Origin of the sequence: Symmachiella dynata (assembly GCF_007747995.1) — a bacterium.
GTDB classification, from domain to species: Bacteria; Planctomycetota; Planctomycetia; order Planctomycetales; family Planctomycetaceae; genus Symmachiella; species Symmachiella dynata.
In genome coordinates this window covers 2089872-2115630 of sequence record NZ_CP036276.1, presented here as the reverse complement: position 1 = coordinate 2115630, position 25759 = coordinate 2089872, and the positions used below count along the sequence as shown (strand labels likewise).

The 25759-nt window shown below is 55.9% G+C and carries 27 protein-coding genes; 18 read left to right on the top strand and 9 right to left on the bottom strand.

The genetic code is table 11. From position 1 onward, the window contains the following. The first annotated feature begins 230 nt into the window (after positions 1 to 230). The 3 genes from lpdA to Mal52_RS08165 all read left to right on the top strand — a co-directional run bounded on the left by lpdA (position 231) and on the right by Mal52_RS08165 (position 4183). On the top strand, positions 231 to 1616 hold the full coding sequence (gene lpdA, locus Mal52_RS08175; protein WP_145375380.1) for a dihydrolipoyl dehydrogenase: 1386 nt from the start codon (positions 231 to 233) through the stop codon (positions 1614 to 1616). Between the two features lie 305 nt (positions 1617 to 1921). Then, positions 1922 to 2956 carry a hypothetical protein gene (locus Mal52_RS08170; protein WP_145375379.1) on the top strand — a complete coding sequence of 345 codons (1035 nt, stop codon included), beginning with the start codon at positions 1922 to 1924 and terminating at the stop codon, positions 2954 to 2956. Positions 2957 to 3616: 660 nt separating this feature from the next. Further along, a complete protein-coding gene (locus Mal52_RS08165; protein ID WP_145375378.1) occupies positions 3617 to 4183 on the top strand; it encodes a hypothetical protein in 567 nt (188 codons plus the stop codon). 101 nt (positions 4184 to 4284) lie between these two features. Here the strand turns inward: Mal52_RS08165 and Mal52_RS08160 are convergent, their stop codons facing one another. The 6 genes from Mal52_RS08160 to Mal52_RS08135 all read right to left on the bottom strand — a co-directional run bounded on the left by Mal52_RS08160 (position 4285) and on the right by Mal52_RS08135 (position 10821). After that, a complete protein-coding gene (locus tag Mal52_RS08160; RefSeq protein WP_145375377.1) occupies positions 4285 to 5244 on the bottom strand; it encodes an L-threonylcarbamoyladenylate synthase in 960 nt (319 codons plus the stop codon). A gap of 467 nt (positions 5245 to 5711) precedes the next feature. After that, positions 5712 to 6575: an HDOD domain-containing protein gene (locus Mal52_RS08155; RefSeq protein WP_145375376.1), complete on the bottom strand. Its 864-nt coding sequence runs from the start codon at positions 6573 to 6575 to the stop codon at positions 5712 to 5714. 72 nt (positions 6576 to 6647) lie between these two features. Continuing rightward, positions 6648 to 7595 (bottom strand): tetratricopeptide repeat protein, encoded by a 948-nt coding sequence (locus Mal52_RS08150; RefSeq protein WP_197534749.1) that lies wholly within the window; start codon positions 7593 to 7595, stop codon positions 6648 to 6650. A gap of 154 nt (positions 7596 to 7749) precedes the next feature. Next, positions 7750 to 9261 carry a P-loop NTPase and SpoVK domain-containing protein gene (locus Mal52_RS08145; RefSeq protein ID WP_231962558.1) on the bottom strand — a complete coding sequence of 504 codons (1512 nt, stop codon included), beginning with the start codon at positions 9259 to 9261 and terminating at the stop codon, positions 7750 to 7752. A gap of 366 nt (positions 9262 to 9627) precedes the next feature. Further along, positions 9628 to 10284, bottom strand: coding sequence for a hypothetical protein (locus tag Mal52_RS08140; RefSeq protein WP_145375374.1), 657 nt, complete (start codon positions 10282 to 10284; stop codon positions 9628 to 9630). A 228-nt stretch (positions 10285 to 10512) separates the two neighbouring features. After that, a complete protein-coding gene (locus Mal52_RS08135; protein ID WP_145375373.1) occupies positions 10513 to 10821 on the bottom strand; it encodes a Rieske (2Fe-2S) protein in 309 nt (102 codons plus the stop codon). Between the two features lie 158 nt (positions 10822 to 10979). Between Mal52_RS08135 and Mal52_RS08130 the strand changes: the two genes are divergently transcribed. Both Mal52_RS08130 and Mal52_RS08125 read left to right on the top strand, forming a co-directional pair. Then, positions 10980 to 11339: a SpoIIAA family protein gene (locus tag Mal52_RS08130; protein WP_145375372.1), complete on the top strand. Its 360-nt coding sequence runs from the start codon at positions 10980 to 10982 to the stop codon at positions 11337 to 11339. Positions 11340 to 11657: 318 nt separating this feature from the next. Then, positions 11658 to 12950, top strand: coding sequence for a neutral/alkaline non-lysosomal ceramidase N-terminal domain-containing protein (locus Mal52_RS08125; RefSeq protein ID WP_145375371.1), 1293 nt, complete (start codon positions 11658 to 11660; stop codon positions 12948 to 12950). A 79-nt stretch (positions 12951 to 13029) separates the two neighbouring features. On the opposite strand, the gene rpsD is transcribed toward Mal52_RS08125, so the two are convergent. Beyond that, positions 13030 to 13638: a 30S ribosomal protein S4 gene (gene rpsD / locus Mal52_RS08120; RefSeq protein ID WP_145375370.1), complete on the bottom strand. Its 609-nt coding sequence runs from the start codon at positions 13636 to 13638 to the stop codon at positions 13030 to 13032. A gap of 484 nt (positions 13639 to 14122) precedes the next feature. Between rpsD and hpnE the strand changes: the two genes are divergently transcribed. Together hpnE and Mal52_RS08110 are read left to right on the top strand one after the other, a co-directional pair. Then, the gene (hpnE, locus tag Mal52_RS08115) at positions 14123 to 15538 is read left to right on the top strand and encodes a hydroxysqualene dehydroxylase HpnE (RefSeq protein WP_145375369.1); all 1416 of its coding nucleotides are present in this window, start codon (positions 14123 to 14125) and stop codon (positions 15536 to 15538) included. A gap of 132 nt (positions 15539 to 15670) precedes the next feature. Next, positions 15671 to 16654, top strand: a complete 984-nt coding sequence (locus Mal52_RS08110; RefSeq protein ID WP_145375368.1) for a potassium channel family protein — start codon at positions 15671 to 15673, stop codon at positions 16652 to 16654. Positions 16655 to 16680: 26 nt separating this feature from the next. Here Mal52_RS08110 and pssA read toward each other — a convergent pair whose 3' ends face one another. Together pssA and Mal52_RS08100 are read right to left on the bottom strand one after the other, a co-directional pair. Beyond that, a complete protein-coding gene (gene pssA / locus Mal52_RS08105) occupies positions 16681 to 17547 on the bottom strand; it encodes a CDP-diacylglycerol--serine O-phosphatidyltransferase (protein ID WP_145375367.1) in 867 nt (288 codons plus the stop codon). After that, complete coding sequence (locus Mal52_RS08100; RefSeq protein ID WP_231962557.1) at positions 17544 to 18524, bottom strand: phosphatidylserine decarboxylase family protein; 981 nt, start codon at positions 18522 to 18524, stop codon at positions 17544 to 17546. Before Mal52_RS08100 ends, pssA begins: the two co-directional genes overlap by 4 nt. Before the next feature lie 611 nt (positions 18525 to 19135). On the opposite strand from Mal52_RS08100, the gene eno reads away from it, so the two are divergent. From eno to Mal52_RS08045, 11 genes are all read left to right on the top strand, one after another. After that, positions 19136 to 20413: a phosphopyruvate hydratase gene (gene eno, locus Mal52_RS08095; RefSeq protein WP_145375366.1), complete on the top strand. Its 1278-nt coding sequence runs from the start codon at positions 19136 to 19138 to the stop codon at positions 20411 to 20413. A 166-nt stretch (positions 20414 to 20579) separates the two neighbouring features. Further along, entirely contained in the window at positions 20580 to 21077 is a 498-nt protein-coding gene (locus Mal52_RS08090) for a hypothetical protein (protein ID WP_145375365.1), read from the top strand. Positions 21078 to 21132: 55 nt separating this feature from the next. Beyond that, the gene (locus tag Mal52_RS08085) at positions 21133 to 21717 is read left to right on the top strand and encodes a hypothetical protein (protein ID WP_145375364.1); all 585 of its coding nucleotides are present in this window, start codon (positions 21133 to 21135) and stop codon (positions 21715 to 21717) included. A gap of 221 nt (positions 21718 to 21938) precedes the next feature. Beyond that, complete coding sequence (locus tag Mal52_RS08080; protein WP_145375363.1) at positions 21939 to 22208, top strand: hypothetical protein; 270 nt, start codon at positions 21939 to 21941, stop codon at positions 22206 to 22208. Between the two features lie 84 nt (positions 22209 to 22292). Then, positions 22293 to 22547 (top strand): hypothetical protein, encoded by a 255-nt coding sequence (locus tag Mal52_RS08075; protein WP_145375362.1) that lies wholly within the window; start codon positions 22293 to 22295, stop codon positions 22545 to 22547. Positions 22548 to 22711: 164 nt separating this feature from the next. Then, a complete protein-coding gene (locus tag Mal52_RS08070; RefSeq protein WP_145375361.1) occupies positions 22712 to 23281 on the top strand; it encodes a hypothetical protein in 570 nt (189 codons plus the stop codon). Positions 23282 to 23286: 5 nt separating this feature from the next. After that, positions 23287 to 23652, top strand: coding sequence for a hypothetical protein (locus Mal52_RS08065; protein WP_197534748.1), 366 nt, complete (start codon positions 23287 to 23289; stop codon positions 23650 to 23652). A gap of 446 nt (positions 23653 to 24098) precedes the next feature. Beyond that, complete coding sequence (locus Mal52_RS08060; protein WP_145375359.1) at positions 24099 to 24446, top strand: hypothetical protein; 348 nt, start codon at positions 24099 to 24101, stop codon at positions 24444 to 24446. 150 nt (positions 24447 to 24596) lie between these two features. Further along, positions 24597 to 24869 (top strand): hypothetical protein, encoded by a 273-nt coding sequence (locus tag Mal52_RS08055; RefSeq protein WP_145375358.1) that lies wholly within the window; start codon positions 24597 to 24599, stop codon positions 24867 to 24869. 50 nt (positions 24870 to 24919) lie between these two features. Beyond that, on the top strand, positions 24920 to 25429 hold the full coding sequence (locus Mal52_RS08050) for a hypothetical protein (RefSeq protein ID WP_145375357.1): 510 nt from the start codon (positions 24920 to 24922) through the stop codon (positions 25427 to 25429). Positions 25430 to 25474: 45 nt separating this feature from the next. Then, positions 25475 to 25759 carry a hypothetical protein gene (locus tag Mal52_RS08045; RefSeq protein WP_145375356.1) on the top strand — a complete coding sequence of 95 codons (285 nt, stop codon included), beginning with the start codon at positions 25475 to 25477 and terminating at the stop codon, positions 25757 to 25759.

Genomic DNA, 25759 nt, shown 5'->3' with positions numbered 1-25759 from the left:
GAAGCAGGAGGCGTGAGGCGTGAGCGGACAGGCTTGAGGGAATAGGCTGTAGACCTTAGCCCGTAGGGTTGGCGCCCCGATGCCGTTCGACGATCATGCACCCACCACTGGCCACTGGCCACTGGCCACTGGCCACTGACCACCGGCCACCGGCCACCGGCCACCGGCCACTTTTTACTGCCTACTGCCCTCTGTCTACTGCCTACTACCAACTGCCTACTGAAGAACAAATGACCAAACACAACCTCATCATCATCGGCGGCGGGCCGGGTGGATATGTGGCGGCGATTCGTGCTGCCCAACTCGGCTTGGACGTCGCCTGCATTGAACTCGATAAAGCGCTCGGCGGCACTTGCCTGCGGGTGGGCTGCATTCCCAGCAAGGCACTGTTGGAATCGAGCGAACAATTCTCCGAGATCAAAGGGGACCTGTCGTCGCACGGGATCATGGTCGACGGCGTGCAATTGGACCTGGGGAAGATGCTCAAAAACAAGGATCGCGTCGTCCGCGCGCTGACCGGCGGGATCGATTCGTTGTTCAAGAAAAACAAAATCACCCGCTACCTGGGGCACGGCCGTATCACCGCTCCCGGCAAGGTGACCGTTTCTGGCAAAGAGGGGGAGACGGAACTCACGGCCGATAAAATCATCATTGCCACCGGCAGCGTGCCGGCGACGTTGCCGGGCATTGAACTGGACGGCGACCGCATCGGTACCAGCACCGAAGCACTGACCTATGGCGAAGTCCCCGAGCATCTGGTGGTGATCGGCGCGGGTGCGATTGGTTTAGAAATGGCGACCGTCTGGCGACGACTGGGAGCCAGCGTAACGATTTTGGAATATCTGGATCGCATTCTGCCCGGCATGGATTCCGCCATCGCCACCGAAGCCCTGAAGATCTTCAAAAAACAAGGACTGAATTTCCAACTCGGCTGCAAGGTGACCGGCGTGACGACCGACGGCAAAGGTTGCACGGTCGACATCGACGGGGCCGATTCGATCCACTGCGACCGCGTGTTGGTTGCTGTGGGTCGCAAACCGAACACGGCGGAGTTGGGTTTGGAATCAGTCGGCATTGAGACCGACAAACGCGGGTTTGTGCCTGTCGATGAACATCTCGCCACTTCGGCTGAGGGGATCTATGCCGTCGGCGATGTGATCGGCGGAGCGATGTTGGCACATAAAGCCGAAGAGGAAGGCGTCGCCTGCGTCGAGGGGATCGTCAACGGTTACGGGCATGTGAATTACAACACGATTCCGGCCATCGTCTATACCGCCCCGGAAATCGCCTCAGTTGGCCAGACAGAGGATGAACTTAAGGAAGCAGGTATTGCTTATCGCAAAGGGGAATTCCCCTTCATCGCCAACGGCCGCGCGCGAGCAATCGGACACACCGACGGCCGCGTGAAGATTCTGGCCGATGAAAAAACCGATCGCATTTTAGGCGCACACATCATCGGTCCGCACGCCGGAGATTTGATCGCCGAAGCCGCAGTGGCCATGGAATTCGGCGCCAGCAGCGAAGACCTCGCCCGCTGCTGCCACGCGCACCCGACGTTGGCCGAAGCGGTAAAAGAAGCGTCGCTGGCGGTCGATGGCCGCGCGCTGCATATGTAACGTGAGTGCCACTCCCAATATGGCGGCTTCGCCGTCGTTAATTGGCGAAAAGCTCTCAAACCTCAGGGTGGCCGCGATAGCTCCGCTATCGGGGCGGGCGCAGCCCGCAAGAAGCCGCAATTACCGCGTTCTGAAACAAGCAGAATCTCGTTGTTCGGGACCGCTGAAACTGCGGCGTCTTGTGCATCGACAATCCGTGCCACCCGAATCACATCTGTGAAATCTCTGTGACATGATTCCCCTCACCAACGTATAAACGCTTGCCGGTACTTCTTCTGTCGGTTTACTCGAAATGAGGGAATCCCATGAGAACGCTCGCAGCAAGTCTCGTCTTGTTTGTCATCACGCTGAACGTAACCAGCGGCGCGGAACCGCAGAAGGTCCCCGTCAGTGAGTTGGGACGCGAGTTTGTACTCACGGGCAAGTTGCAAGTCCCATTGGGAAAACTTGCGAAGGTCCGAGGGGTGATTGTGGCGGGACCCTTTAAAGGCTATGAAGGCGGGAAAAATCTACGTGTGCAGTGGATCAATGGTAAGTATACACAGAAGTATCTCCGGATCCCCATCGAAAGTCCTTTTGACTTGCACCCCGCAGAAGCCGAAGAAGACGATAAACCCGTCAAGCTGAAATATGGCCATACATACGAACTGGACGTCTACGAGACGGGAGGTTATGTCGGGATTCCCAATGCAGCTAGGCGAATGGGGAAACTATTTGCCCAAACGACCAACCACTATTTCCGAACAGAAGTCGTAGGCGTCACCGCCAAGAAAATAGCGCCCATCACATTCACTCCGGAAATGTTTATTGGCGAAAACGTATTGCTTCAAGGAATAGCAACATCGGAGAACGGCAAAGCCGTCATGGTAGGAGACGGATGGAAGATCATCGTCAGGAAAGAAAAACCTTGGCCGATGCACATGGAAGGAAAAACCATCGAAACGCTGGGGGTTACTGGACCTGATATCGGGGGTAAAGTGTACGAATTTTTAAAAGGGGACGCACGGCTGGTGTTCCTCAAGGATCAAATTGGGCGAGACGTCGAACTTCGCGGACGCGCGTGGAGTCGAAACGGGAATTGGTGGTTTGAATACAGAGATAGCGAACTTGATGTCGAAGGCATGGAGAATTTACCGGGCTGGGAAGCCAACAATCATGGGCGGTCAATGTTCATTAAGGGACGACTCGAAAAAACGCGATTGCCGCCACTCAGAGAGAGACCTGGGGCGCCTGGGCAACAATTGAAAGAATTTTACATCGTCAGAAACCCAAGCTGGGAACCACTGCCGCCCCTCTTAAGCCCGGAAAGACCGCTTCCGAAATTGAAGTCTAAACCCTAAGTGGTCCCGAAACGCTTCTCTGCCTGCTCTCAAGAACAGCGACACGTCGTCACCCGCATATTCAATCCATTCCCAAACCGACGGCTTCACCGTAGAGGTTTGGAAAATATCTCAGAGTTAGCACCCTAACCTCAGGGTAGCCGCGATAGCTCCGCTATCGCGGCGGGCGCAGCCCGCAAGCAGCCGCATTTTGCGCGTTCTGAAACAAGCAGAATCTCGTTGTTAGGGACCGCTGAAACTGCTGCGTCTTGTGCCTGCGGCACACCGATTGCCGTCGGCAATCGCTGCCACCCGTTGTAATGTTGCATGAGAAGTTAGCGCGGCGCAAGATCCCCTCCCAAACCGACGGCTTCGCCGTCGCACTGTGCGTTCATCTGCACACTTAGCCAGCGGCGCGCGTGAGCATGCCGGTGTCGTTCTCTGCTGCTGGGTCAATCCAATTTAGCGCGCCCCTCACCCCGGCCCTCTCCCAGAGGGAGAGGGAGAGCGTTGGGTGGGGATGTTTTTTGCTGTTGTTGTGTATTGATCCGATGATCCTCGAATTGCGCAATTGCAGAAAAACTTCTTGATTTGCCGGCGGGCATCTTGGATAACGTGATGAGGGGCCAATGTGACGCTCGTACTTCTTTCCAGTTTCACTCACAACAAAAGGGATGGCGCATGAGGTTTGTCGGTCGAATTCTGCTCTTGATAGGACTCGGAGCTACAATTTTTGGGGGATTCAATTCCTATTTGTCGCTGCGCGGTACTAGTGAGCCGGAACCGGTTACGCTCAGCGCATTAGGGGCTGCTGACGGTACCAACAATACCCACCTCTCGATCAGTGAATTCACGGTCGGCGAACAGTTTGTGATTGAAGCCTCGGAGAACGGAAAATGGAGGCGGGTCTGGATTCCGTTGATGACGCCTGAAAATGCCTGGCCGGCGCGTCCGGTCATTGCCTACACCGATGCCGCCGCAAACGAAATGGAATTGGCGACCATCTTGCAACGCCAAGCGCTCACCGGCGTGGTCACGAACGGCATGCAAGGCTTGGGGAAAAACCAACGGGAACAATTCGCGATTCCCTACCCGGGCGTCAATCTGGACGGTGCGTTGGCATTCTCCGTCGACCACAGCTTTCCCTCAGCGGTCTTGATGATCCCTCTGACGTTGATCGGGCTGGTTTTTCTGGTAGCCGGCGGCGGGATGTACTTTGGTTTCTTTGGTGGGGGTGGGGACGAGTAGACGTGGGGGTGCTCAAGGTTGTGCGGCCCTCACCCCCGGCCCCTCTCCCAGGGGGAGAGGGGGGAATGTTGGTGAACGGCTGATCGCGGTCCATTGGGGGATTACTTTGTTGCGGCGCGGGTGAGGCGGTCGTTGAGGGCGCGGCCTAGGCCCTTGTTGGGGAACGGTTGGGCGACGATGACGTCTAATCCAGCGGCGTCTAAGCGGCGCATCGCGGCGAAGAAGTTGGCGGCGGCTTCGGTGAGATTGCCGGTGTTTGAGAGCTCTTCGACGGCAATGTATGCAGAAGTGTCTTCCGGTGCGGTCAGGCAGAGCAAACCGGTGCGTTTGCCGGATGCCGGAGATTGATCATCGACCGTTAGGATCAACGGCGTGCCGGGAGCATAATGTTGCGGCAGCGTGCCGGGCGAGGGTTGGGCGGCGGATGACGGGTGTGCGTCGGGGGCCGGGATGACGATGCTGCCGACGACGGCTTCTAATTCTTCCAACGTCACGCCGCCGGGACGTAGGAGTTGTACTTGATCGCCGGTAATCTGCACGACGGTGGATTCGACCCCGACGCGACACGGTCCGCCGTCGAGAATGAAATCGACTGCGTCGCCGAGTTGCTCGCGGACATGCGCAGCTGTGGTGGGGCTGAGCCGTCCGAATGGATTGGCGCTGGGAGCGGCTAAGGGGATGCCGGCTTCTTTGAGCAGTGCTTGGGCGACGGGGTGGTCGGGGATGCGGATGGCGACGGATGACAGCCCGGCGGTGACGATGTCGGGGACGACGTCCCGTTTGGGCAACACCATCGTCAGCGGGCCGGGCCAAAACTGATCAGCCAATTTCACAGCCGTTGCGGGAAACTCGCTAACCAAATCGGCCAACTCCGCACGCTCAGGGACGTGCACAATCAAGGGATCGAATTTCGGGCGTCCCTTGGCGGCGAAGACCCGCGCTACGGCCAACGGATCGAGCGCATGAGCGGCGAGGCCGTACACGGTTTCGGTAGGGATCGCCACCAGCCCTCCGTCGCGGAGAAGTTGAGCGGCATGTTTGATGTCGGGCGGCGTGGACATTGTCTGGATGGGGCGGTGACAAAGGAAGTGGCTAATCCGTCGCAAAGGGCGTTTGTGCTTGCTCAAGCGTTATGGCATACTCCTTGGGCTGCAGGTACTATTCCATTGGTCAAGAATGGAGCGTTTAATTGGACAACCCCCGACTTATCCTCCTCGCAGTCATGATTGCACTTCTACTATTGGTGTTGTGGCGTCTGTACCGTAGCAGTCAGTCGGCCCGACAATTTCTTGATGCGAATCAGCGCGCAATGGACCTGAATGTGGAGATAATTGACTTAACCCGCGAGCAAATTCAATTGCAATCCGAAACCAACGAATTAATGAGAGAGCTTGTCTCCACATTACGCGATACACGTTGATCGTCAACCCTGCCGCCGATTCTCAAGAACGCTCATAGTTCAAACTGACCCACTACCGACTGTCGGCAGAATCAGCGATCCTGAGGAGCGATTGCAACACCCGCCGGGTTATTTGGCCAGCAATCCAGCCAGCCGGTCCGCTTGCAGGGAGGCGGGAATGAGCACGTCGGCGAGAAGTTGTTCGACGCTTTGCGATTTCATTCCGCACGTGTCGTCGACAATTCGCCAAGCAGCGGATTGTTCGAGATTGAATTCATCGCGGAGATGTTCGGCATCGACATGTTCGGCGATGAGATCCGCCACGCGAACCAGCGCGACCAGGGATCGGAATTGCGTCTCTGCGTCGGCCGGATGATGGTGGTATTGGGCTGCGCTGACGATCGCTGGCGGAGCGTTCCACAGACGCAATAGACCAGCACCGAGGAGGCAATGATTGCGCTGCGGCAGCGGTCCCGAATCTTGATCCAGCAGTCGATCATGTTCGACATGCCAGTCGATGCCCTGCTCGGTGGCCGGACCATCCAGGAAGAGATGTCCCATATCGTGCGCCATTCCCGCCACCCAAGCAGACCCGCTGGGGGGCTTCACCAGATGTTGCTGAATGTGACGTACCATGGCAGCGGTCAACAGAGAATGCTTCCACAAACGAAGGCCGCTGCGCGTTGCGGTTTGTTGCATGGCATCGCTCAGCGCCAAGACCCACAAGACGTCGGCCGTGAGTGCGGGTTCGATCGTCGCACAGGCCGCTTGTACATTGTGCGCGGCGGCCGATGCGGGCAACAAGCTATTGGCCAAGATAAGGAAGCGTCGACTCAGCGACGGTATCTCGGCGAGCGAGTCAGCCAGGAAACGGGGCGAGGTGGTCTCGTCGGCGGCCAACTCCAGACACAACTGCAGCCCCGGTTCGGGAGTCGGCGGCGGTTGTGTGCCGCACACCTGCCTTAACAGTTCTGTCGTATTGATGGGAGTCATACCGCAGGCCGCGTTAAACGCGTCGAAGTCGATTTTCTGTTGTGCGAATCCATCAGGCAGATCCGAGCCCGTCTACCGTGACAGGTTGCCGGCTTGGATCGGCTGCACGCCTTGAATGTTGGCGGTCGGTCGCTGTTGAGAGTATTCGGTGTGACTTGCCGGTGAGACCCCTGAGGCCGCAGGCTGTTGCATATGCTGCTGAGCAGAAGCTTGCTGAATGCGTCCCGCATTAGAATTCGCGGCGGCAATGGCTTGTTGTCGCGACTTATCGCGTCGTACCACATCCAGCCATTCCTGTGCCTGCTCCATGCTGGGGTCGTGAATGGTGGCTTTGAGGAGATGTTGCTCGGCTTCGACAAACCGGCCCTGTTCGTGCAGAATGACGCCAACGTTGTATTCCGCAGCGGCGGTGCTGTTGGCGACGTTATCGTGCAGCGACTCTTCGAACTGGGCCAAGCCTTCGTCAACACGACCGGCCTGTGTTAGCACGCGAGCCAAACCGTAGCGAAGTTGGGTATTGGTGGGTTCGACCTGAAACGCTTGGCGATGCAGGGCGATGGCTTCATCCCAACGATTTTGAGCGGCATAAAATTGCCCCAGCGCGGTCATGACATCCGGCGATCCGGGCGCAATCGCTTGGGCTTTGAGGAACCCTTGTTCCGCCGTTTCGGGCCGACCGGCCAATTGTTCCAATCGAGCCAACCCGAGGATCGCCTCATACGACTGGGGATCTTTGGCCAGCGCAGTGGAGTAGGCATCGTGAGCCTTGTTCACATTTTTGCGGCTCTCTTCAAGTTTCCCATAGGCGACGAACAACTGCGAACTTGGTTCGCCGGTATGCGTCGGCTGAATGATCTTTGCGTATTCCGTTTTCGGCGTAAACTTCTTTTTCAGCGAGGACATCCAACCGGCGTCGCTCATCGACACATCCGTATTGGAAGTACTAGCGCAGCCTGGAACGAAAAGCGTCAATCCGGCAGCAAGCATCAACCAAATTTGGAATTGAGAAGGACGAGACATCGGGGCACCTCCATGTGCTGCATAGGCGTTACGCATCAGCGCGCAACGATGCTGCATCATAAAAAGATAAGTCCGCGGAAATGATATTGAAGGGAGAGGAGTGTTCTCTGCTGTGGGGCCCGGCTTTTGAATTGCCGACGGAATTCCCCAACGTTTAGATCTGACAGAAGAACCGCTGCGCAGCCTCGGAGATGAGATCCTCGGAAAGCACAACTTCCTGCTCTTCGAATCGGCAGATCGATTGGCAAATCTCCAACAAATCCCGCGGATCACTCGACCGGGGCGGCTTTCCGGCATCGTAAAACGTGCGATAAAGGTAATCCACGGCGGGCTGGGCAAATGGGATACCTCGCTGCTTGCAAGATAGCTCAAAAATCTCCGTGTACAGTTCCCGCGAAGGCGGACCGATTTGGATCTTATGACGAATCCGCCGCAAGAACGCTTCGTCAACTAATTCCCGAGGATCTAAGTTGGTGGAAAAGATGATCAACTGCTCAAACGGCACAGAGAATTTTTTGCCGGTCGTCAGCGTTAAATAATCTTCTCGTTCTTCCAACGGCAAAATCCAGCGATTGAGCAAATCGCGGGGGCTGACGATTTGGCGGCCAAAGTCGTCGATCAAAAATACGCCGCCATTGGCTTTGATGTGCAGCGGTGCCTGATAAAAGTTGGCGGTCGAATTGTATCTCAGATCAAGCATCTCGAGCGTCAATTCACCACCGGTGATCACCACAGGGCGTCGCACACGGCGCCAGCGACGGTCGACGGTGTTTTCATTGAGCAAGCGCATCGATTCGTCTGAATCTTCTACGTCCAAATCATCTTCATTGTCGGTCACGTCGTGGAGCGTCGGATCAAACACGGTGATGACGCTGTTTTCTGTTTGAATCGCATACGGCACATAGATTTCGCCGCCGCCGGAATTGAGAAAATTCCCTAGCCCCTTGGCGATCATCGTTTTGCCGTTACCCGGAGGGCCATAGATGAAAATCGAGCGTCCACTGCAGACCGCCGGACCCAATTCCTGCATCAGATTGGGACGGATGATCATATTCTCAAAAGCAGCCATCAAAGCGGTGGCGTTGCAGGTCATGCCTACAACGGATTGCCGATGGCATTGACGAACATAATCTTCCAACGCCACCGGCGCGGGCCCCATATAGCGGCACTGTTCGAATGCATCGCGGGCGCGGTTGCGGCCCAGATCGGTCAAATGAAACTTATAGGAGACACGACCAATCAATTCCCCTGTGGCGACTTCAATACATTTTTCGTCTTTGAGAAACCGCAAAGCTTCATCGACGACATTGAATGGCAAGCGAGCCTCTTTGGCCAAATCCAGACCCAACAGCCCCCCTTGCAAGTAGAGCTGCTTGAGAATCAAATCGCAGACCTGCATCAACGCCAATCCGGTTTCTTCCAAGGATCGGGGCGCGGAGGGAGCTTCGCAACGTTGAATTGACGGGATCCCTTCTCCCGCAGGCAAGGCAGCTGTGGGGGACGCCTCACTGCGAGGAATCGCGTTCACCTCTTTGGGCATCGACCATTTTTTTTCGAAGAGGTCGCCGTACAAATCAGTGATCGCGCCGCCGGCTGCACGCTCAGGCGGTGTGGTCTCGGACTCAGAACTGGGTGTTTCCGGATGATTCCTGCGGTGATCGATCATGGCTCCCCCCTGGAGCGGCAATGTGTGTAAATCGTCAACTCACCCGGTGACCGCATGTTCTCTCCGGCCTACGACCGGCTTGGACAATGGCGACTCTTCTTGAAGTTGACTGATTGGCCCGCGACGCACTCATGTCGTGGATGGACTGCAGTGACTGTGGCGAAGGAGTCGAACTGTGCCGATTTTGCGGCTTACACCCGATCAACCGCCGGAAAGCAAGCCGTCACTGCGCAATTTGAGCCTTCACTGAACTGTAACACGCAAAATCGCGCGACTGCCGTCGGGATCTGCTTGAAACATCAAAAAAACCGGGACCGCGCGCGGCCCCGGTCTCTGATGACTTCTTGCTACCGCTGCCCGTCGACCTTATTCCGCCTCGGGGGCATCAGCTCCGTAGGCTTGGTAAGGCAATCGCGGTGCCGGTGTGCTCAACAGGTAAGCACCACGAATCAAGTAGACTTCCTCGGCCGGCGTTCCGATGGATTGTGCACGACGCAGCATGACCGGCGGTGCCGCATCTTCCGAGCCGCAGATCGTCGCAATCAAAGAGGTCGTGTTGGCCAAGCGGATTTCGCTGTCCCGCGGATCGAGTGAAGCAGCGACATAAGCCGTGCGATATCGTTCTGGGGAGTAGAGTGCGATCCACTGCAATTTCAGACGTCCCGCTTGATTCAACTCCTGCGTGGAGGCATCAAAGTGGTAGTCATACAGCGTGGTGTAATTCATCCAGCCGTTGTCGGATTGCTGTTGGACAACTTGGCGGATCACCGAACGATCGTCGCACATATACGGGTACGGCCAATAGTGGGCGCGATGGTATTTGTGCATGTATGGCTCTTTACATCCCACTGGACGGGCGTAGGGAGGCCAGTTTTTGCCGAATTTGTATTTTTGGCGTGCACCACCCGGATGGTAGCATTCATTGCTGGAGCATCCGTAGTAATCGTCACCGGCGGAGGCCATGCTCGTCAGGCTCGCCAGAAACACCAAAGTAAAAACAGTACGTAATTTTTGAATTCTCATATCCATAATTCCCGGAAACCCCGATTTTCAATGGTTTGAAGGGCATGGCGAAGCACGCCGTGACCGGAAAGGCCCGACAGGTCGATCTCAATCCAGCCTGGTACAGTGACCTGCTTGGGTGATATCGGCTAGCGGTCCGCACGGTGATAACGAGAAAACCGGTTTTAGCGGATTGTCGGAAATTAGCGAAAAGCAAGGGAAAGCTGCGCAAACTTTGCGGGCGCGCGCTCATCCCAATTCGACGAACACTTCGCCTCCGTCAACAGTCACCGGAAAACAAGGATGCTTTAGGTGATCGTTCAGGCAATGCTGGCCGGAGGTGACGTCGAATTGCCAACCATGCCACGGGCAGGTGACGATGTTTCCCTGCAGCGTACCTTCTCCCAATGGACCGCCGGCATGGGGACAGATGCCGTCCAGCGCATAAAATTCGCCGTCAACATGATACACTGCCAAAATCCGCTCGCCCGCAAGAACCTCCTTAGCAGTTCCCGGGGGGATATCGGCAACAGCAGCGACACGTATTCGGTTAGACATCGTCTTAGGTCTCAGGGAATAGGAAGGGGCAACTCCATTCATAGCAAGCGGCCCGCGACCATTCAATTCCGGTGGAGTTTTGCCGCTCGACAGCGTAATATTTCTCAAAGGAACAAGGCTGTGTTTTTCATCAAGTGACGAATCAAACGGAGAAAGTCATGATTACAGAAATTGAATCCAGCGACAGTAATATTTTAGCATTCCAACTCAGTGGAAAACTGCACGACGAGGACTACAAGGTCTTTGTTCCGATCGTAGAACGTGCAGTGGAAGCCCACGGCAAGATTCGCTTGCTGTCTCAATTCCACGACTTCCATGGTTGGGATACGCACGCACTGTGGGATGACATCAAATTTGCCACAAAACACTGCACCGCCATGGAACGGATTGCATTGGTGGGCGACAAGTCTTGGGAAAAATGGATGGCGATGGTCTGCAAGCCGTTCACGATGGCCAAAATCGAATACTTCGATGCCGCCGACATCGACAAAGCTTGGGCATGGTTACGGGAAGAGTAATCGCCGCAGTTGACGTTCACTTAACCTCTTCACGTCATATCACAATTGCGTGGGGTGCCACTGGCGGCTTGTCCGCCAGTGTGGTTGAAGGATGAGTGTTCCCTGCGACGCAACGACAAACGCAATCGCCCGGCGCTGTCGTATTAGCAATAGCCGCGCATAACCAGGATTGAGAGCTGCCACGGACGGAGCTGCCGCCCGTGGCAGCGTCATCGTGCGCATCCAGCCGGTTTAAAATTGCCCGCTGGTGATCGATGAGGTTCTCACCACCATTTCCAGCAGTTCTAAAAAAACGGGTCCCCTCTTACGGAGCCTCTGATGAATCGACTCTTGATTACCATGTGCGCGCTCTCTTCGATCGTATTGGGAACGTCCGCTGCTTTCGCAGACCTCGAAGTCGGCACCGGGATGCAGGTCATTACCCCCGATCCGCTCCTGCCGATTTCCGGCGGCATGGGCATTCCGAAACCGGCAACGGGAAAACAAGGCGAATTGACGGCGCGGGCGATCGTGTTTCGCAAAGGGGAAACGACCGTCGCGGTGGTCGGCTTGGACCTGTTGGGATTCCCCTCGGTGCTGGCTGATCGTGTCCGCAAACAGGTTCCGCGCATCGATGCACAGAATATCATGATCGGCTCGACACATACGCACAGCGGCCCGGATTGCTATGCCTTTCCGCTGCCGACCGGTGGACATACCGGCAACTTGAAGTTCATGGATGACGTCTGCAACAAGGCCGCTCAGGCGATCAACACTGCCATCGACAATCTGCAGCCGGCGTATTTGAAAATCGGTACCGGCGAAGCCAAAGGGAAAATTGCCTACAACTATTACGCTCCCAATCTTTACGACCGGCGGATGAGCGTGATCCAAGCGGTCACTCCTGAAGGTAAGACGATCGCCACGCTGGTCAATTACGCCATCCACCCCGAGGTGCTGGGCAACAGCGAAGGCGTACTCAGTCCCGACTTAGTCGGCCCGTTGTGCGACAAGTTGGAGAAGGAGACCGGAGGGATGGCGCTGTTTATGAATGGCGCACAAGGGGGAATGATCACGGCCGACAATCGTGATCTGAACAAACCCAAGGATCCCCTGACCGGTTATTGGTACGATTCACGGACCTGGGAAGAATGTCTACGCATCGGGCACCTAATGGCGGACGAAGCGCTGCGGATTGTTCAGGATGCCCCGCTCCAAAAAGACCCGCAACTGTTTTGCGACGCCATCGACGTGCGGTTTCCCGTCGACTCCGACTTGATGTGGGCGGTCATTACCGGCTCACCGCTGAAATACCCACACAACAAAGACCAGAGTATCACGTCCCGCATCAATCTGGTGAATATCGGCGACGCTCAGATTCTCACAATCCCCGGCGAAGCACTGCCCAACATCGGCTTTTTCCTGAAACGCAAGATGCGGGGCAAACACAACCTGCTATTCGGACTGACCAACGATGCCTTTGGTTATATTCTGACCGAAGTCGATTACGGCAGTTTTGATCGCTACAAATATGTTTCGGAGACATCCTTGGGCGAACAGACCGGCGAAATCTTGATTGACAAATCACTGGAATTTGTCAATCAGTCGCCGGCTCCCGATTCGGCCAAATAACCAACTGTGACTGTGACAAAAAGAAAACCGCGGACCGAAATGAATCGGTCCGCGGTTTTTTCGTTTGCAGCTTGATGGGTTACCGCGAGAGGAACGCGACAACCACGTTGAGATCGATGGGCAAGCTCACGTCATCCGGTGTGGGCAGGGCCGCGACTTGGGCTTCTAGTCCGCTCACATCAAAACTGAGCCAACCAGTTCCCTCTTGGCGGGGCGCTTCGGCCAATTCGGCGTACAGTTTTTTGAGGTTCGGCCGATTGCGAATCGTGATCGTGTCGCCGGGACGAACCAGATAGGAGGGACGATCGAGCTTTTTGCCGTTCACGCAAAAGTGACCGTGTACGATTCCCTGACGAGCTTGGGGCCGTGTCGCACAGAAACCGGCACGACGGACGACATTGTCCAAGCGGCGTTCGCACAGAACCATCAGGTTTTCACCCGTGTTCCCTTTGATGTGCTTCGCCTTGTCGAAGTAGCTCCGCAGTTTTTTGTCCCGCAGGCCATAATAGTATTTAATTTTTTGCTTTTCGGTCAGCGCGAGTCCGTAGTCGGTCACTTTCCGGCGGCGTTGGTGCATACCGGGCGGGAAATCCCGATTTTCATAAGCCTTGCGCGCTCCGGCGTCCTCAAAGATGATTCCACCCAGACGGCGGTTAATGCGTCCCTTCGGTCCAGTGTAGTGACCCATACTCAACGTACCTTTTTCATGTCAGTTTTACTTCATGTCAGTTGTGGCGCGAGGCTGGTCGGGGTGCAGCCACCGAAATTGCCGTATTTCAGTATTTCGACCCGCGTGCTAGACACGCGTCTGGGACGTCGCGCGCAGAAGCCGTGCGCGGACAGTCAACCCGATGCTAAAGAAGTGTTATACAAACGCCTCGACCGCGAATCAACCGGACCAGCAAAGATTCGCCTGAATGTTTGCTTTGCGCTACAATTTGCGGAGAGATTCGCCTCTGAGAGATCTTCGAACGCAGAGAGGGTCACAAGGACCAACGATGCACTGAAGACCCCATAACACTATCTCAGAAAAGGACATACGACCATTCCCCTGTACTCTCCATTCGATAAACCGACGGAAATTGTGCTTTGCAGCGCTTCATACGCGCGCTGGGTTGTGCTAACGTCCTCAGAGCAGTTTCGTAGCGAAACCAAGGGGAATTTGCGGATTCATGGCATCTGAATCAACGGTGTTAGTCGTGGGCGGCGGGTTGGCCGGGTTAGCGGCGGCCTCTGCCTTGGGGCAAGCGGGATACTCCGTCACGCTGCTGGAATCCCGACCACGGCTGGGCGGGCGGGCAAGTTCGTTTGTGGACGCAACCACTGAAAGCCCGATCGACAATTGCCAACATGTCTCGATGGGGTGTTGTACGAATTTCGATCACTTCTGCGAGACGCTGCGCATCGCGCACCTGATCCACACGCAACGAGAATTATGGTTTATCGGCCCCCAAGGAGAACGCAGCCGCTTTGCCGCTGCCCCGCTGCCGGCTCCGCTGCATCTCCTACCCGCTCTACTGCGATTACGGCATTTCTCGTTCGGGCAGAAACTAAAGCTGTTGCGCGGCCTTACGACGCTCATCAAGTCGCCTGCTGCGGCACAGGATGAGCAATCGATGGCCGAATGGTTGCCGGCGCACGGACAGACGGCCGAACTCATCGATCATTTTTGGCAAGTCGTGCTCGTGAGTGCTTTGAGTGAATCGCTGGACCGCATTGGCATCGCCTCAGCCCGCAAAGTGTTTGCCGATGGATTTGTGGGTAATCGTAGCGGCTGGGAAGTCCGAATTCCCGCGGTCCCGCTCGATCGGCTATACGGCGACGAACTGACCGAGTGGTTTACACGACTCGGCGTAACAGTCCGTCTGAAGACCGGCGTGGCGGCCATTGAGTTGCAAGGAGAGCGGGCGGTGGGCGTGCGGCTGCGGGACGAGACGTTGATCGAGGCGGATCGAATTGTGCTGGCCGTTCCGCAGGATCGTGTCACGCCGCTGTTTCCGGCGGCGATTGGAGGGCGGGCTGAGTTTCAGGCGGCCACGGCTTTGGAAACCGCCCCCATTTCGAGCGTGCATTTGTGGTTCGACCGTGCCGTATTGGATTTGCCGCATGCGGTGCTCGTGGGACGGCTCAGCCAATGGGTGTTTTATCGTGGAGAAGTTCCGATTCCCGGCGAAGAAGGGGACGACGCGAGTTGGCATTATTATCAAGTGGTGATCAGTGCTTCCCACGAACTGTCGGGACGTCCGCAAGCGGAGGTGATCGATCAAATCGCCAAAGAATTATCGAGCCTGACTCCTCAGGCAGAGGGCGCCACTTTGCAGCATGGCCGGTTGGTGACGGAACACAAAGCGGTACTCTCCATGGTGCCGGGTGTCGATAAGCTGCGCCCCAGACCGGCAACGTCGATCGAGGGTTTGTACCTCGCCGGAGACTGGACGGCGACCGGATGGCCCAGCACGATGGAAGGTGCGGTGCGCAGTGGATATTTGGCGGCGGAACAGATACTGGCCGACAGCGGGAAGCCGATGCGTCTGGTTCGCGACGAACTGCCAGTGAGTTTGCTCTCCAAATTTCTCTTCAATTTGTAGTGGCGCGGCAGGTCGAACATGTTATGTTGCCGTCTGCGAAACAGATCGAATTAGCAGGGACCTGAGTGCATTGCACCGCGACCTCCCCAGTGGTTGCGTCTCTAACACGGATTGGCTTGGCATCAATATCGTATGCGACGGATCCTGATCATCATACTGTTGTTGCTCGTGCTGACGACCGTGGGGATCATCGGTTTCCGGTTGATCGAAGGCTGGGATTGGATCGATTGCGTCTACTACACGGTCGTGACCGTGACGACAGTCGGCTACGAAATCCACCCTCTTAGCGACGAGGGCAAGTTGTTCGTCACGTTCTATTTGGTCACGTGTCTGGGTATTTTCACGTACAGTGCGTTTCAGTTGGGGCAATGGGTGGTCAGCGCGGAAATGCGCTCATTTTGGGAATTGCGTCGGATGCAGAAAAAAATCGATCAACTGGACGGTCACTTCATCGTCTGCGGCATGGGCCGCATGGGGCATACGATCTGCGAAAACCTGGAGGAACAAGGCCAAGCGTTTGTGGTGATTGATACGAATGATGAACGGGTCGTGTCGCTGTGCCATTCGAAAGACTGGCCTTATGTTGTAGGCGACGCCACCGATGACGGAATTTTGCAATTGGCAGCAATCGATCGAGCCAAGTCGCTAGCGACGGTACTGCCAACCGACGCCGACAACATTTACGTCTGCCTCACTGCCCGATTGATGGCCCCGGAATTGCAAATAGTGGTTCGTGCCAGTGACGATAAGGCAGCCGCCAAAATGCGACAGGCAGGAGCCAATCGCGTCGTCAGCCCCTATCGCCAAGGCGCGCTGAAGATGGCGAGATTTATGGTCAGCCCCAACGTCGAGGACTTTCTAGAAATCGCCGGCAAACGGGGGCAGGAGTTGGAACTGGTCGATATTCAAGTCGCCGACGACAGCCCCTACGTGGGAAAACAACTGACCGAAACCAATCTGCGCGCCATGGGCGTGATGATCATCGGCATCCGCCGCAACAACGGCGAACGCCTGATGCCGCCGCCGGGAGCCGCTCGGATCGAGTCGGGCGATTGCTTGTTCGCGTTCGGCAGTTCCTCGGCGATCAATCAAATGATCGGCAACATGCCTGAATAATGACTCCGCGGACCTCATCTCCGGTATCAACTACCGGCCGAGGTTCTGGAGTTTCGCCAACCTCGATTGGCGATTTGTCCCCACAGTGCCCGCAGCGGCGCCCCAAAGGCAAATGCGCAAAAGATCAACGGCACAGCCATCTCGCGCACGACATAGACGGCAGCGATCGTAAAAATCAGTTGCAGCATGTGGTGGTAGTTTTGCCGACCGCGAAAGAGCTGATTGAACACGTGCGGATAGCGGATGCGGGATACCATCAAGCAACCGACTGCCAGTGTAATGAACGGGAGCCCCATGCGAGCGAAGGTGTCCAGGTCGGGCCGCACCGATTCCAATGCGCTGGACTGCCATTCTGCAATCCGTTCTAAAAACTCGGGGTAGGCTACGGCGAAGGCCGCCACCGTTCCGGCCGCCGCCGGCGAGGGCAACCCGCTGAACGATTCGTGCGTATCCTCTTCACCTGTCTCGACATTAAATCGTGCCAGTCGCAACACCGCGCACATCACATACAACACGGCAATCGCCCACAACATCCGTCCGTGAAACGGCGTGGAGAACTTAACGAGGATAAATGCCGGCGCAACGCCAAAACTGACCGCATCGCACAAACTATCCAGCTCCGCACCAAAATCGCTGGTATTTTTAGCCAATCGCGCGGCGCTGCCGTCCAGCATGTCGAACACCATCGCGACAAAAATCAGCAAACCCGCTACAAACAGGTTTTGGGGATCGGTCTCGGTGCCGTTCAATTTCGCCGCAAAGGTGATGCTACCGAATCCGCAGGCGACATTGCCCAATGTCAGCAGCGTCGGCACGACAGCAAACATTTTTTGCCGGCGCGTGCGCTGCGTCTTGACCGGAACGGCCAGCGATTCTTCGAAGTTTTCACTCATGACGCGGGCTCCTCAGCTTCCGCAGCGGGATACCGTGCGAAGATGGTCGAGCCCGCCTTCACGGTTTGCCCCATTTTCACGACAATCTCCAGCCCCTCTTCGCGGGGCAGTACCAGTTCGGTGCGCGAACCGAGTTTGATCATGCCAAATAATTCGCCGGCGGCCAACTCATCCCCCGGCTTGACCCAACAGACAATCCGCCGCGCAATGGCGCCGGTGATTTGCCGCACGGTCATCCGTCGGTACGGCGCGCGGTTTTCTTCGATGCGGACCGCCAGTTGTTCGTTTTCCCGTGCCGATTCCGCACGCATGGCATTCAGGAATTTGCCCTTGCGATAGACGATGCCAATCACCCGCGCCGGCACTGGAACGCGATTGACGTGGACGTTGAAGATCGAGAGAAAAATCCCAATCAACACCGCCGGACCGCCGATGAATTCGTCATGCTCGATTTCCTCGATCGTGGTCACTTTCCCGTCCGCCGGCGAGACCACAACCCCCGCATCGGTCGGAATGGTGCGGTGGGGATTGCGAAAAAACGAAACAAAGAACAGACCGAACACAGCCGGCAAAATCGCCGCCGGCCAATAATAATACGCCAGCACAGCCGTCGAACCGAAACAAACGACCGACAAAATGATCAGTTCCGCTAATCCCACGCGGGCAAACGGCAGCCGGTCGCGCCAGGTGAAGGGATCATCTTCGGGCCGCCAATAGTACCCGCCTTGATTCTGATAAAATTTCACATCGCGCGGATCGAGCACTTCGTGCGGACAAACATTCTCTGTCCCCTGCCGCAACTCAGCCATCTTCCGCACGTAGCCGCGGCGAAAGGTCTTCAAGTACGCCCGCCGCAGCGCCCCCCAGGCAAGTTCGATCCGCATACAGATCCCGCCCCCCGGTTGAATGGTGGTCACCTGCGGATCCAAGGTTTGTAATTCCGTACGTTGCGTTTCTTCAGCCACGAAATCGGGCATCGTCTGAGGACTTTCTTTGCAGTACGCTCGTTAGTCTGTAGTTGGCGGTTGGTTAGAGTTCACCACGGAGGCTCGCAGACAGTAGAAGACGACAGGCTTTAGACTGTAGTCCGTAGGAACGCATTGGCAGTCCCGTCCTAAAGCCTACAGTCTATGGTCTACAGCCTATTTCCCGTGCCTCCGTGGTGAATCCTGAACGGCCGCGAACGGTTCATCTTAGCTACACGACGCAATAATCGCGACAATGTAACCGTTGCTCTCCCTATTTTCGGAAACTGAGGCAATCACAACCGTCATATCCGGGGGGAAACGAGTGGCGGGAACGCTCGCACCCTCAAGCTAGGATTGAACTTGCGTCGATAATTGGACTATCGGAACGGTCTTTGGTGGTCGGGAATCCCAGCGTGCGATTTCGTTAAGAATCCACGAAAATTGCCACCGTGGACCTGGACCGCTGACTCATCTTCGCTACTGTGGGAATATTGTTTGCAGCGTCCGGTAGGGATCGGGTTTGATCGGCCCGCAGCCGCCGCTTCCACTGTGGACCGCTGGACAATACACCACGAAACTTCAGACCATTTGGTTTTTTTTATTTCAGGGAAAGCGTAAAGATGAGCATGCCGATTGTCGCCGTCCACGGACGGCAAATTTTGGATAGCCGGGGCAACCCGACTGTGGAAGTCGATGTCGAATTGGAAGACGGAAACATCGGCCGCGCCGCCGTCCCCAGTGGAGCCAGCACCGGTGTGCACGAAGCCCACGAACTGCGTGACGGTGATAAAGGGATCTACCTGGGCAAAGGAGTCATCAAGGCGGTCGAAGCAGTCAACGAAACCATCGGCCCGGAATTGTTGGGCCTGGACGTTACCGATCAACTGACGATCGACCGGTTGATGATCGCTCTGGACGGAACGGAAAACAAATCCCGCCTGGGCGCCAACGCCATCCTGGGTTGTTCACTGGCCTGCGCTCATGCAGCGGCCAAATCCAGTTTCTTGCCGCTGTTCCGCTACCTGGGCGGAGCCGGTGCCAAATACTTGCCGGCCCCGATGATGAACATCATCAATGGCGGCGAGCATGCCGACAACAATGTCGACGTGCAAGAATTCATGGTGATGCCGCTGGGGTTTGATAATTTCAGCGACGCCCTGCGTGCCGGAACTGAGACGTTCCATCAACTCAAAAAAGTCTTGCACGACAAAGGCCTGAACACGGCGGTCGGCGACGAAGGAGGCTTTGCTCCGGAACTTGATAGCAACCAAATGGCGCTCGACGTGATCATGACCGCCATCGAAAAAGCGGGCTACAAACCGGGCGAACAAATCCAAATCGCTTTGGATGTCGCCTCGACGGAATTCTACGACGAGAAGACCGGCAAATACACGTTGGAAGGCAAGCCGCATAGCTCCGACGATATCATCGCCCTGCTCTCTTCATGGGTCGAAAAATACCCCATCTGCTCGATCGAAGATGGCTGTGCCGAAGACGATTGGGACGGCTGGAAAGCGATGACGACCGCCCTGGGAGACAAAGTGCAACTGGTGGGCGACGACCTGTTTGTGACGAACGTCAAACGCCTGCAACGCGGAATCGACGAAGGGATCGCCAACAGCATCCTGGTAAAGGTCAATCAGATCGGCACCTTGAGCGAAACGATCGACGCCTGCGAATTGGCCGCCCGTAACGGCTTTACAGCCGTGATGAGTCATCGTAGCGGCGAAACCGAAGACACGACGATTGCCGATTTGGCGGTTGGATTGGCGACAGGTCAAATCAAGACCGGTTCCGCCAGCCGTACCGACCGGATCTGCAAGTACAACCAATTGTTACGCATCGAAGAACTCCTCGGAGACGACGCCCGTTACGGCGGCCAAATCTGGGGACGGTAATTATTAGTAGGCAGTCGGCGTTAGACAGTAGGCAGAACAGAGTGGCCGGTGGTTAGTGGCCAGTGGCCAGAAAAATGTAGGTCAGGCTCCCGCCTGACGCGCACAACGTTTGGTTCTCCTCTTCCAACCCGACCGTCTAAAGCCGACAGCCTAAGGCCTAACCCCAATGAAAGTCGCATCCGAACAGCGGACGAACATGGAGCAGAGCTGGGTGCCCTCGATGGCATTCTGGCTCTGCTTGTTCGTGGCTGCTGCGCTGTTTGCGATTCCATTTTTGGCCCCCAAACTGCTGGTGCATGCGCGGCTCAGCAGCCGGCATGACGACAATCAGGCGCAACTCGTCACTCTCAGCGAGCATTGTGAGCATTTGAAAATCGTGCAGGATGCGCTGCAAAGCGATCCCGGTTTTCAAGCGGAATTGGCCCGCATCGAATTCGACGCGGTCAATCCGGCCGAACAACGCATCCCGGTCGGCAACGGCCTCACACTCAACGCCATCGCCGCCGCCCCGATCCCCACGCCGCCGGGCAACACCCTGGCTTGGTACACACCGCTGCTGGAATTCCTGACCAACAACCAGTCTTACACCCACTGCATGCTGGCCTTTGCAGCCGTGTTGGTGATGTACGGTTTCGTCGGGTTGCACCGCCCGGTCGCTTCATGAATGCAGGATGCATCGCGACGCATCAAACCGCATACCAAAAACAACTGCCACACACATGTCGCGCCTCCACCAAACCCTGCTGATCTTTGCCACGCTGGGGACCTCCTGGCTCGGCATGATGATCGTACATGAAGCTGGACACGTTTTACTGGCCTGGCTCAGCGGGGGAACCGTCACGAAGGTCGTCTTGGGCCCGTTGCTCATTTCGCGAACCGACGTGGATCCCAATCCGCACCCACTGTGGGAAATCTGGGGCGGGCCGGTTGGCGGGTGTTTGATCCCCCTCATCCTCTGGAGCCTCGCCCGCTGGCGGCACGCTCCGTGGACGTATCTCGCTGCCTTTTTCGCCGGATTCTGTCTGATCACCAATGGCTGCTACTTGGCGATCGGCTCGTTCGACCGCGTGGGCGACGCCGGCGACCTGCTCCAACAGGGGGCACCGGCCTGGCAGTTGATCCTGTTCGGCGTCGTCACAATCGTGCCAGGGTTTTGGCTGTGGCATGGACTGGGACCACATTTTGGCCTGGGATCTGCTCGCGGCACAGTCAACGAATCCCACGCCGTAGCCCTATCCGTACTGTTGGTCCTGCTGGTTTTAGTCGAGTCAATATTTTTTGGAGAAACCGGGGCGATTTTTTGAACCGAACCCGCGCTAGCCCCGTTCTGTCTAGCAGTAGTCTCAAAACCCTCTGACGCATCTCGCTGAGACTAAAGTGTGAGTTTTCAAAACAAGCACAACCGGGTTTTGAAACAGAATCTAGCAGACAGCGGCCAACTCAAGAGAAACAGCAAGAAACAACCAGGAGTTTTAAAGCCGCTCCTCCCCCGGCGCCCGCGGGGAGGAGTTGGGGAGGGAATCTTATGAAAATCTTGATCGCACTTTTCGTCATCGCTGTCGTGATGCTGATGGAAGGGTTCGGGATTTGGATGCTGTTGGGCATCAACGAGCACGAACCAACCAGCCGCGGCCGCATGTTCTGGCTGGCCGTCATCGTCGTCACACAGTGGCTGGGCGGACTGGCCTACTGCACCTACCGCACACTGCGGCCAATCGACGGCCGCAGTTTCTTCTCACACCGGCGCGGCTCGCCACTAAAACATGGCTGGCAACCGCACGTGGGCGGGGTTTGATGGAACAGTGCGGCCCCCCGATATTGGAGGCCGAATGCCTGCACTCGGTAATTGGTCAATTTCCAAAGGACCGTGATCCCCAACATGATAAAGCCAACCTGCTGTCAAATCTGCGAATCGGAAAAGATCATTTCTAATGCGCACATTGTCGACCAAAGTCACTATTCCATGGGGATCCACAAAGCTGTTGTTTATAGAAATCCGCACGCGATGATTTTTAAAGATCCAATCAAAGCCAATACGACGGCTTACGTTTGCGGCGAATGCGGCCATATTGAATTCCGTGTGAACGATCCACAAAAATTCTACTCGCAAGTCATTGAAGCACGGGGGCGGTGAACTGGAAATCGTAATTGCACGGATGGGCTCCTAGCTGTGCGTAGTTCCTGATCAGTCATCCCCATGCGCGTCAGTTTGCGATTGGTATCGAAAACGTATTCCGGGCGGGTTATCATGGAATCATCTCCCAAATGAACTGCTCAACGCACCGCGGGGTCTGAAACATGTTCCAACAATTCGATCGACTGTTTTGCGGCATGCTATTCGTCGCGTTCGGCGGAGTGATCGAGGGGCTAGGCGGTTTATTGGTCGCGTTTGGATACATTGCGGTCGCTCTCGCATGCCGGGATCTCGCGCAGTATTCGGCGAAATTTTCCCAGGTTCAACGGCTGTGTCTGTTTTTCGCAGTACTGAGCGTCACAGGCACGGTGATGATCACGGGATCGTCGGTCCTGCTTGCGATTCCGATCGCATTAATGCAGCTGTTGATGACTTGGCAATTGCTTCACGGGATCGCCGAGTTCTCTCGCAACCACGACGCGCCGCAACTCGCCGAATCGGCTGACTGGCGTCGCCGCGCTTACTTGATAGTCAACGTCATTTCCGCAGTGGCTCTGCTGTTCATCGTCCTCATCTCGATGGGCTTTGGTGACGTTCACCCTAGCCTCATTTTCGCTGCGATGATTCCGGCATGGGCCACCGGTTTGATGGTCTTGCATCTGCTCTATTTGATGAGATTGCGTTTCGCGGAAAAGAAGCCGACCTTCGCCAGTTCAGAGTTGTCCCCGGAATGAATCCGATGCGCAACAATCCCGCCGCCGCACGCACCAGAATCCTCAGCGCGACATTCTCGCAGGTCACACTAGACCAGGCGGCGGCCCTGGTCGGCATCCTTTTCGAATATCGATTCGTGTTGTCTCCCGACATGGGGAATTCCCAAACAGATTTGTTCGGGAGGGAGTCGGTTGAATTGCTCCCGTTGGATCCGCATGCCGCATCCATCGTGGTGGCGGATGCATTTGAATTGGAGCACGATCAGATCTTGTCGCACTTCCAGGAAAACTGGGCGACATTAAAGCATTCAATTGTTTACAAAGGGTTGGTCGCCGACTTACGGTCGCATGTTGCTGTGAGTGAACTTATTGAGCATACTCGCTGGGTATGAGTTCGAGGCCAAACACCCGCTGACCGCCAACGTGCAAAGAATCCCAAACCGACGGCTTGCCGTCGTAATCGACGATCGGCCACCAAGTTGTTTTCATCGAGTCATCCAGTCGCTCGGCGGGAAGAATATGCCATCCGCTCCCAAACTCTTTGCGGGTAGAACACACTTTCGCGAAGCTTTACTTCGCAACTGCGCACGAACAGTGTAAAAATCCAGCGCCTCGTTCACTTCCATTGCAAGTCGATCAGGAGAGCCAGGGATGACCAACTTTCATTGCGGCAGGCAGGAGCCTGCCCTACATCAACTTGGGAAACCCGTCTCAAATAACCCCAACAAAACGCGCGTTATATTCGATTCCCGTTGCCGCCCCTCCAAAGAAGAAACAACGACCGCCGAGTTGACTGCCGGCGGCCATTCCTCTTCATTGGCTACCAAAGGAATCAATCATGCCTGATAAAAAAACGCTCATCATTCCACTGCTTCTGATCTCTGTCGGTGCCGGTTGGTTGCTGACTACGCTCGGTATTGCACCGGGGATCAATTGGGTTTGGTCCTTGGGACTGGCCATCGTCGGTTTTCTCGCCTTCATCGTCGGGGGATTCGATAAAGTCACATTCGTCATCGGCACCTTTTTCATATCCGCCAGTTGCCTCTCGGTGTTGCGACAAACGGGCCGCCTGGCGCTGGATGTTGAAGTGCCGATTCTCGTGATCGTCTCTGGCATCACCCTACTCATCGCCCGAATGCAGGCAATCCCCAACCCCAATTGGACTCTCGAACCCCCTGAAGGGTGAAACACGTTTGGCCCTGATTGTCGTTTTGAACGCTGCTACGCCGGTCCTTGCAATGTTGCCACATAGACCACCAGCGACATACAATAGTCTCAGCGTCATTGGCAACGACATGAAATCACCGAATTTAAATATGAATAGGGAAATTCTCGCATGACTACCGACCCCCTGGAACCTGAAATCCTCGCAACGGTCCGTTCCCAAGTTGAAGCGACGATGATTGTGGCTGATTTGGCTGAACGGGGTATTGAAGCCTCTTGCGGTGGCGGCGACCCGGCTGGGATTCCGGTTGAAGGCGTGACGCACGTCGACATTGTCGTCCGCCAGGATCATCTCGAAGCTGCCAAAAAAGCGTACGCTGAAATCCAAGAAGAAAAATCACACATCGACTGGTCGCAAGTCGACGTTGGCAAACCCGAGGATTAATCGGCTCCGCTTCGTGTCTGAAAGACTCTCCCGCGCTGAGGAGGCAACGTATGCGACTACGAACGTTGGTTGTTGGGGCGGTGTTGCTTGTTCTCGGAATCTTGGTGACGGGATGCGCAGAGGATTCTCCTGACAAGAAGGATGCTGGAGCTACGATTGCTCCCGTTGAAATTGATCCCATAATTCTCGATAAACACTTTGGCGCCGCACTAGAAGAAGCTGTTCATGCCGTGCTAACTCAATTCGAGATCCGTGATAAGATGGAGTCGCAATTATTTGCTGAGGCGATGCAGGGGAAAACTCGAGGTCAACTAAGTTCTCATTCGATCATTATATTTCGACCAGACCAGAAAAAAGAGTCTCGCGAAACCTACGAGTTTCGAAACCGTGGTCAGCAACCACCTCCGGTCATCAGATGGACCAGAGTCAGAACACCCAATGTATCGACTCCTATTGGGATCGTCGCCTACTCCGAGGTCGGTAATGAAGGAATGATCATCGAAGAAAAATTCTATCATTACAGTGAGGACCAAGGCTGGACCCGCACTGTCCAAAAATGATGACGCGCAAAAAACGAACCTTCAAGCCAAGAACGGACAAGCCGCATGACCACCGATCCCCGCGAACCGCAAGTCCTCGCTAGCTTGTACACTGAAACCGAAGCGGCGATGATTGTTGCCGCTTTGGCCGGTCATGGTATCGAAGCCTCGACGACCGGCGGCATCACCGTCGGTCTTCGCCCCGAAGCGCCTGGTCGCGTTGACATCATTGTGCGGCAAGAACAACTCGGAAAGGCACAGCAGGCGTACGCCCAGATTCAAGCGGACTTGTCCGACGCGGACTCCGAAGTCGACTGGTCGAAAGTCGACGTTGGCAAACCGGAGGATTAA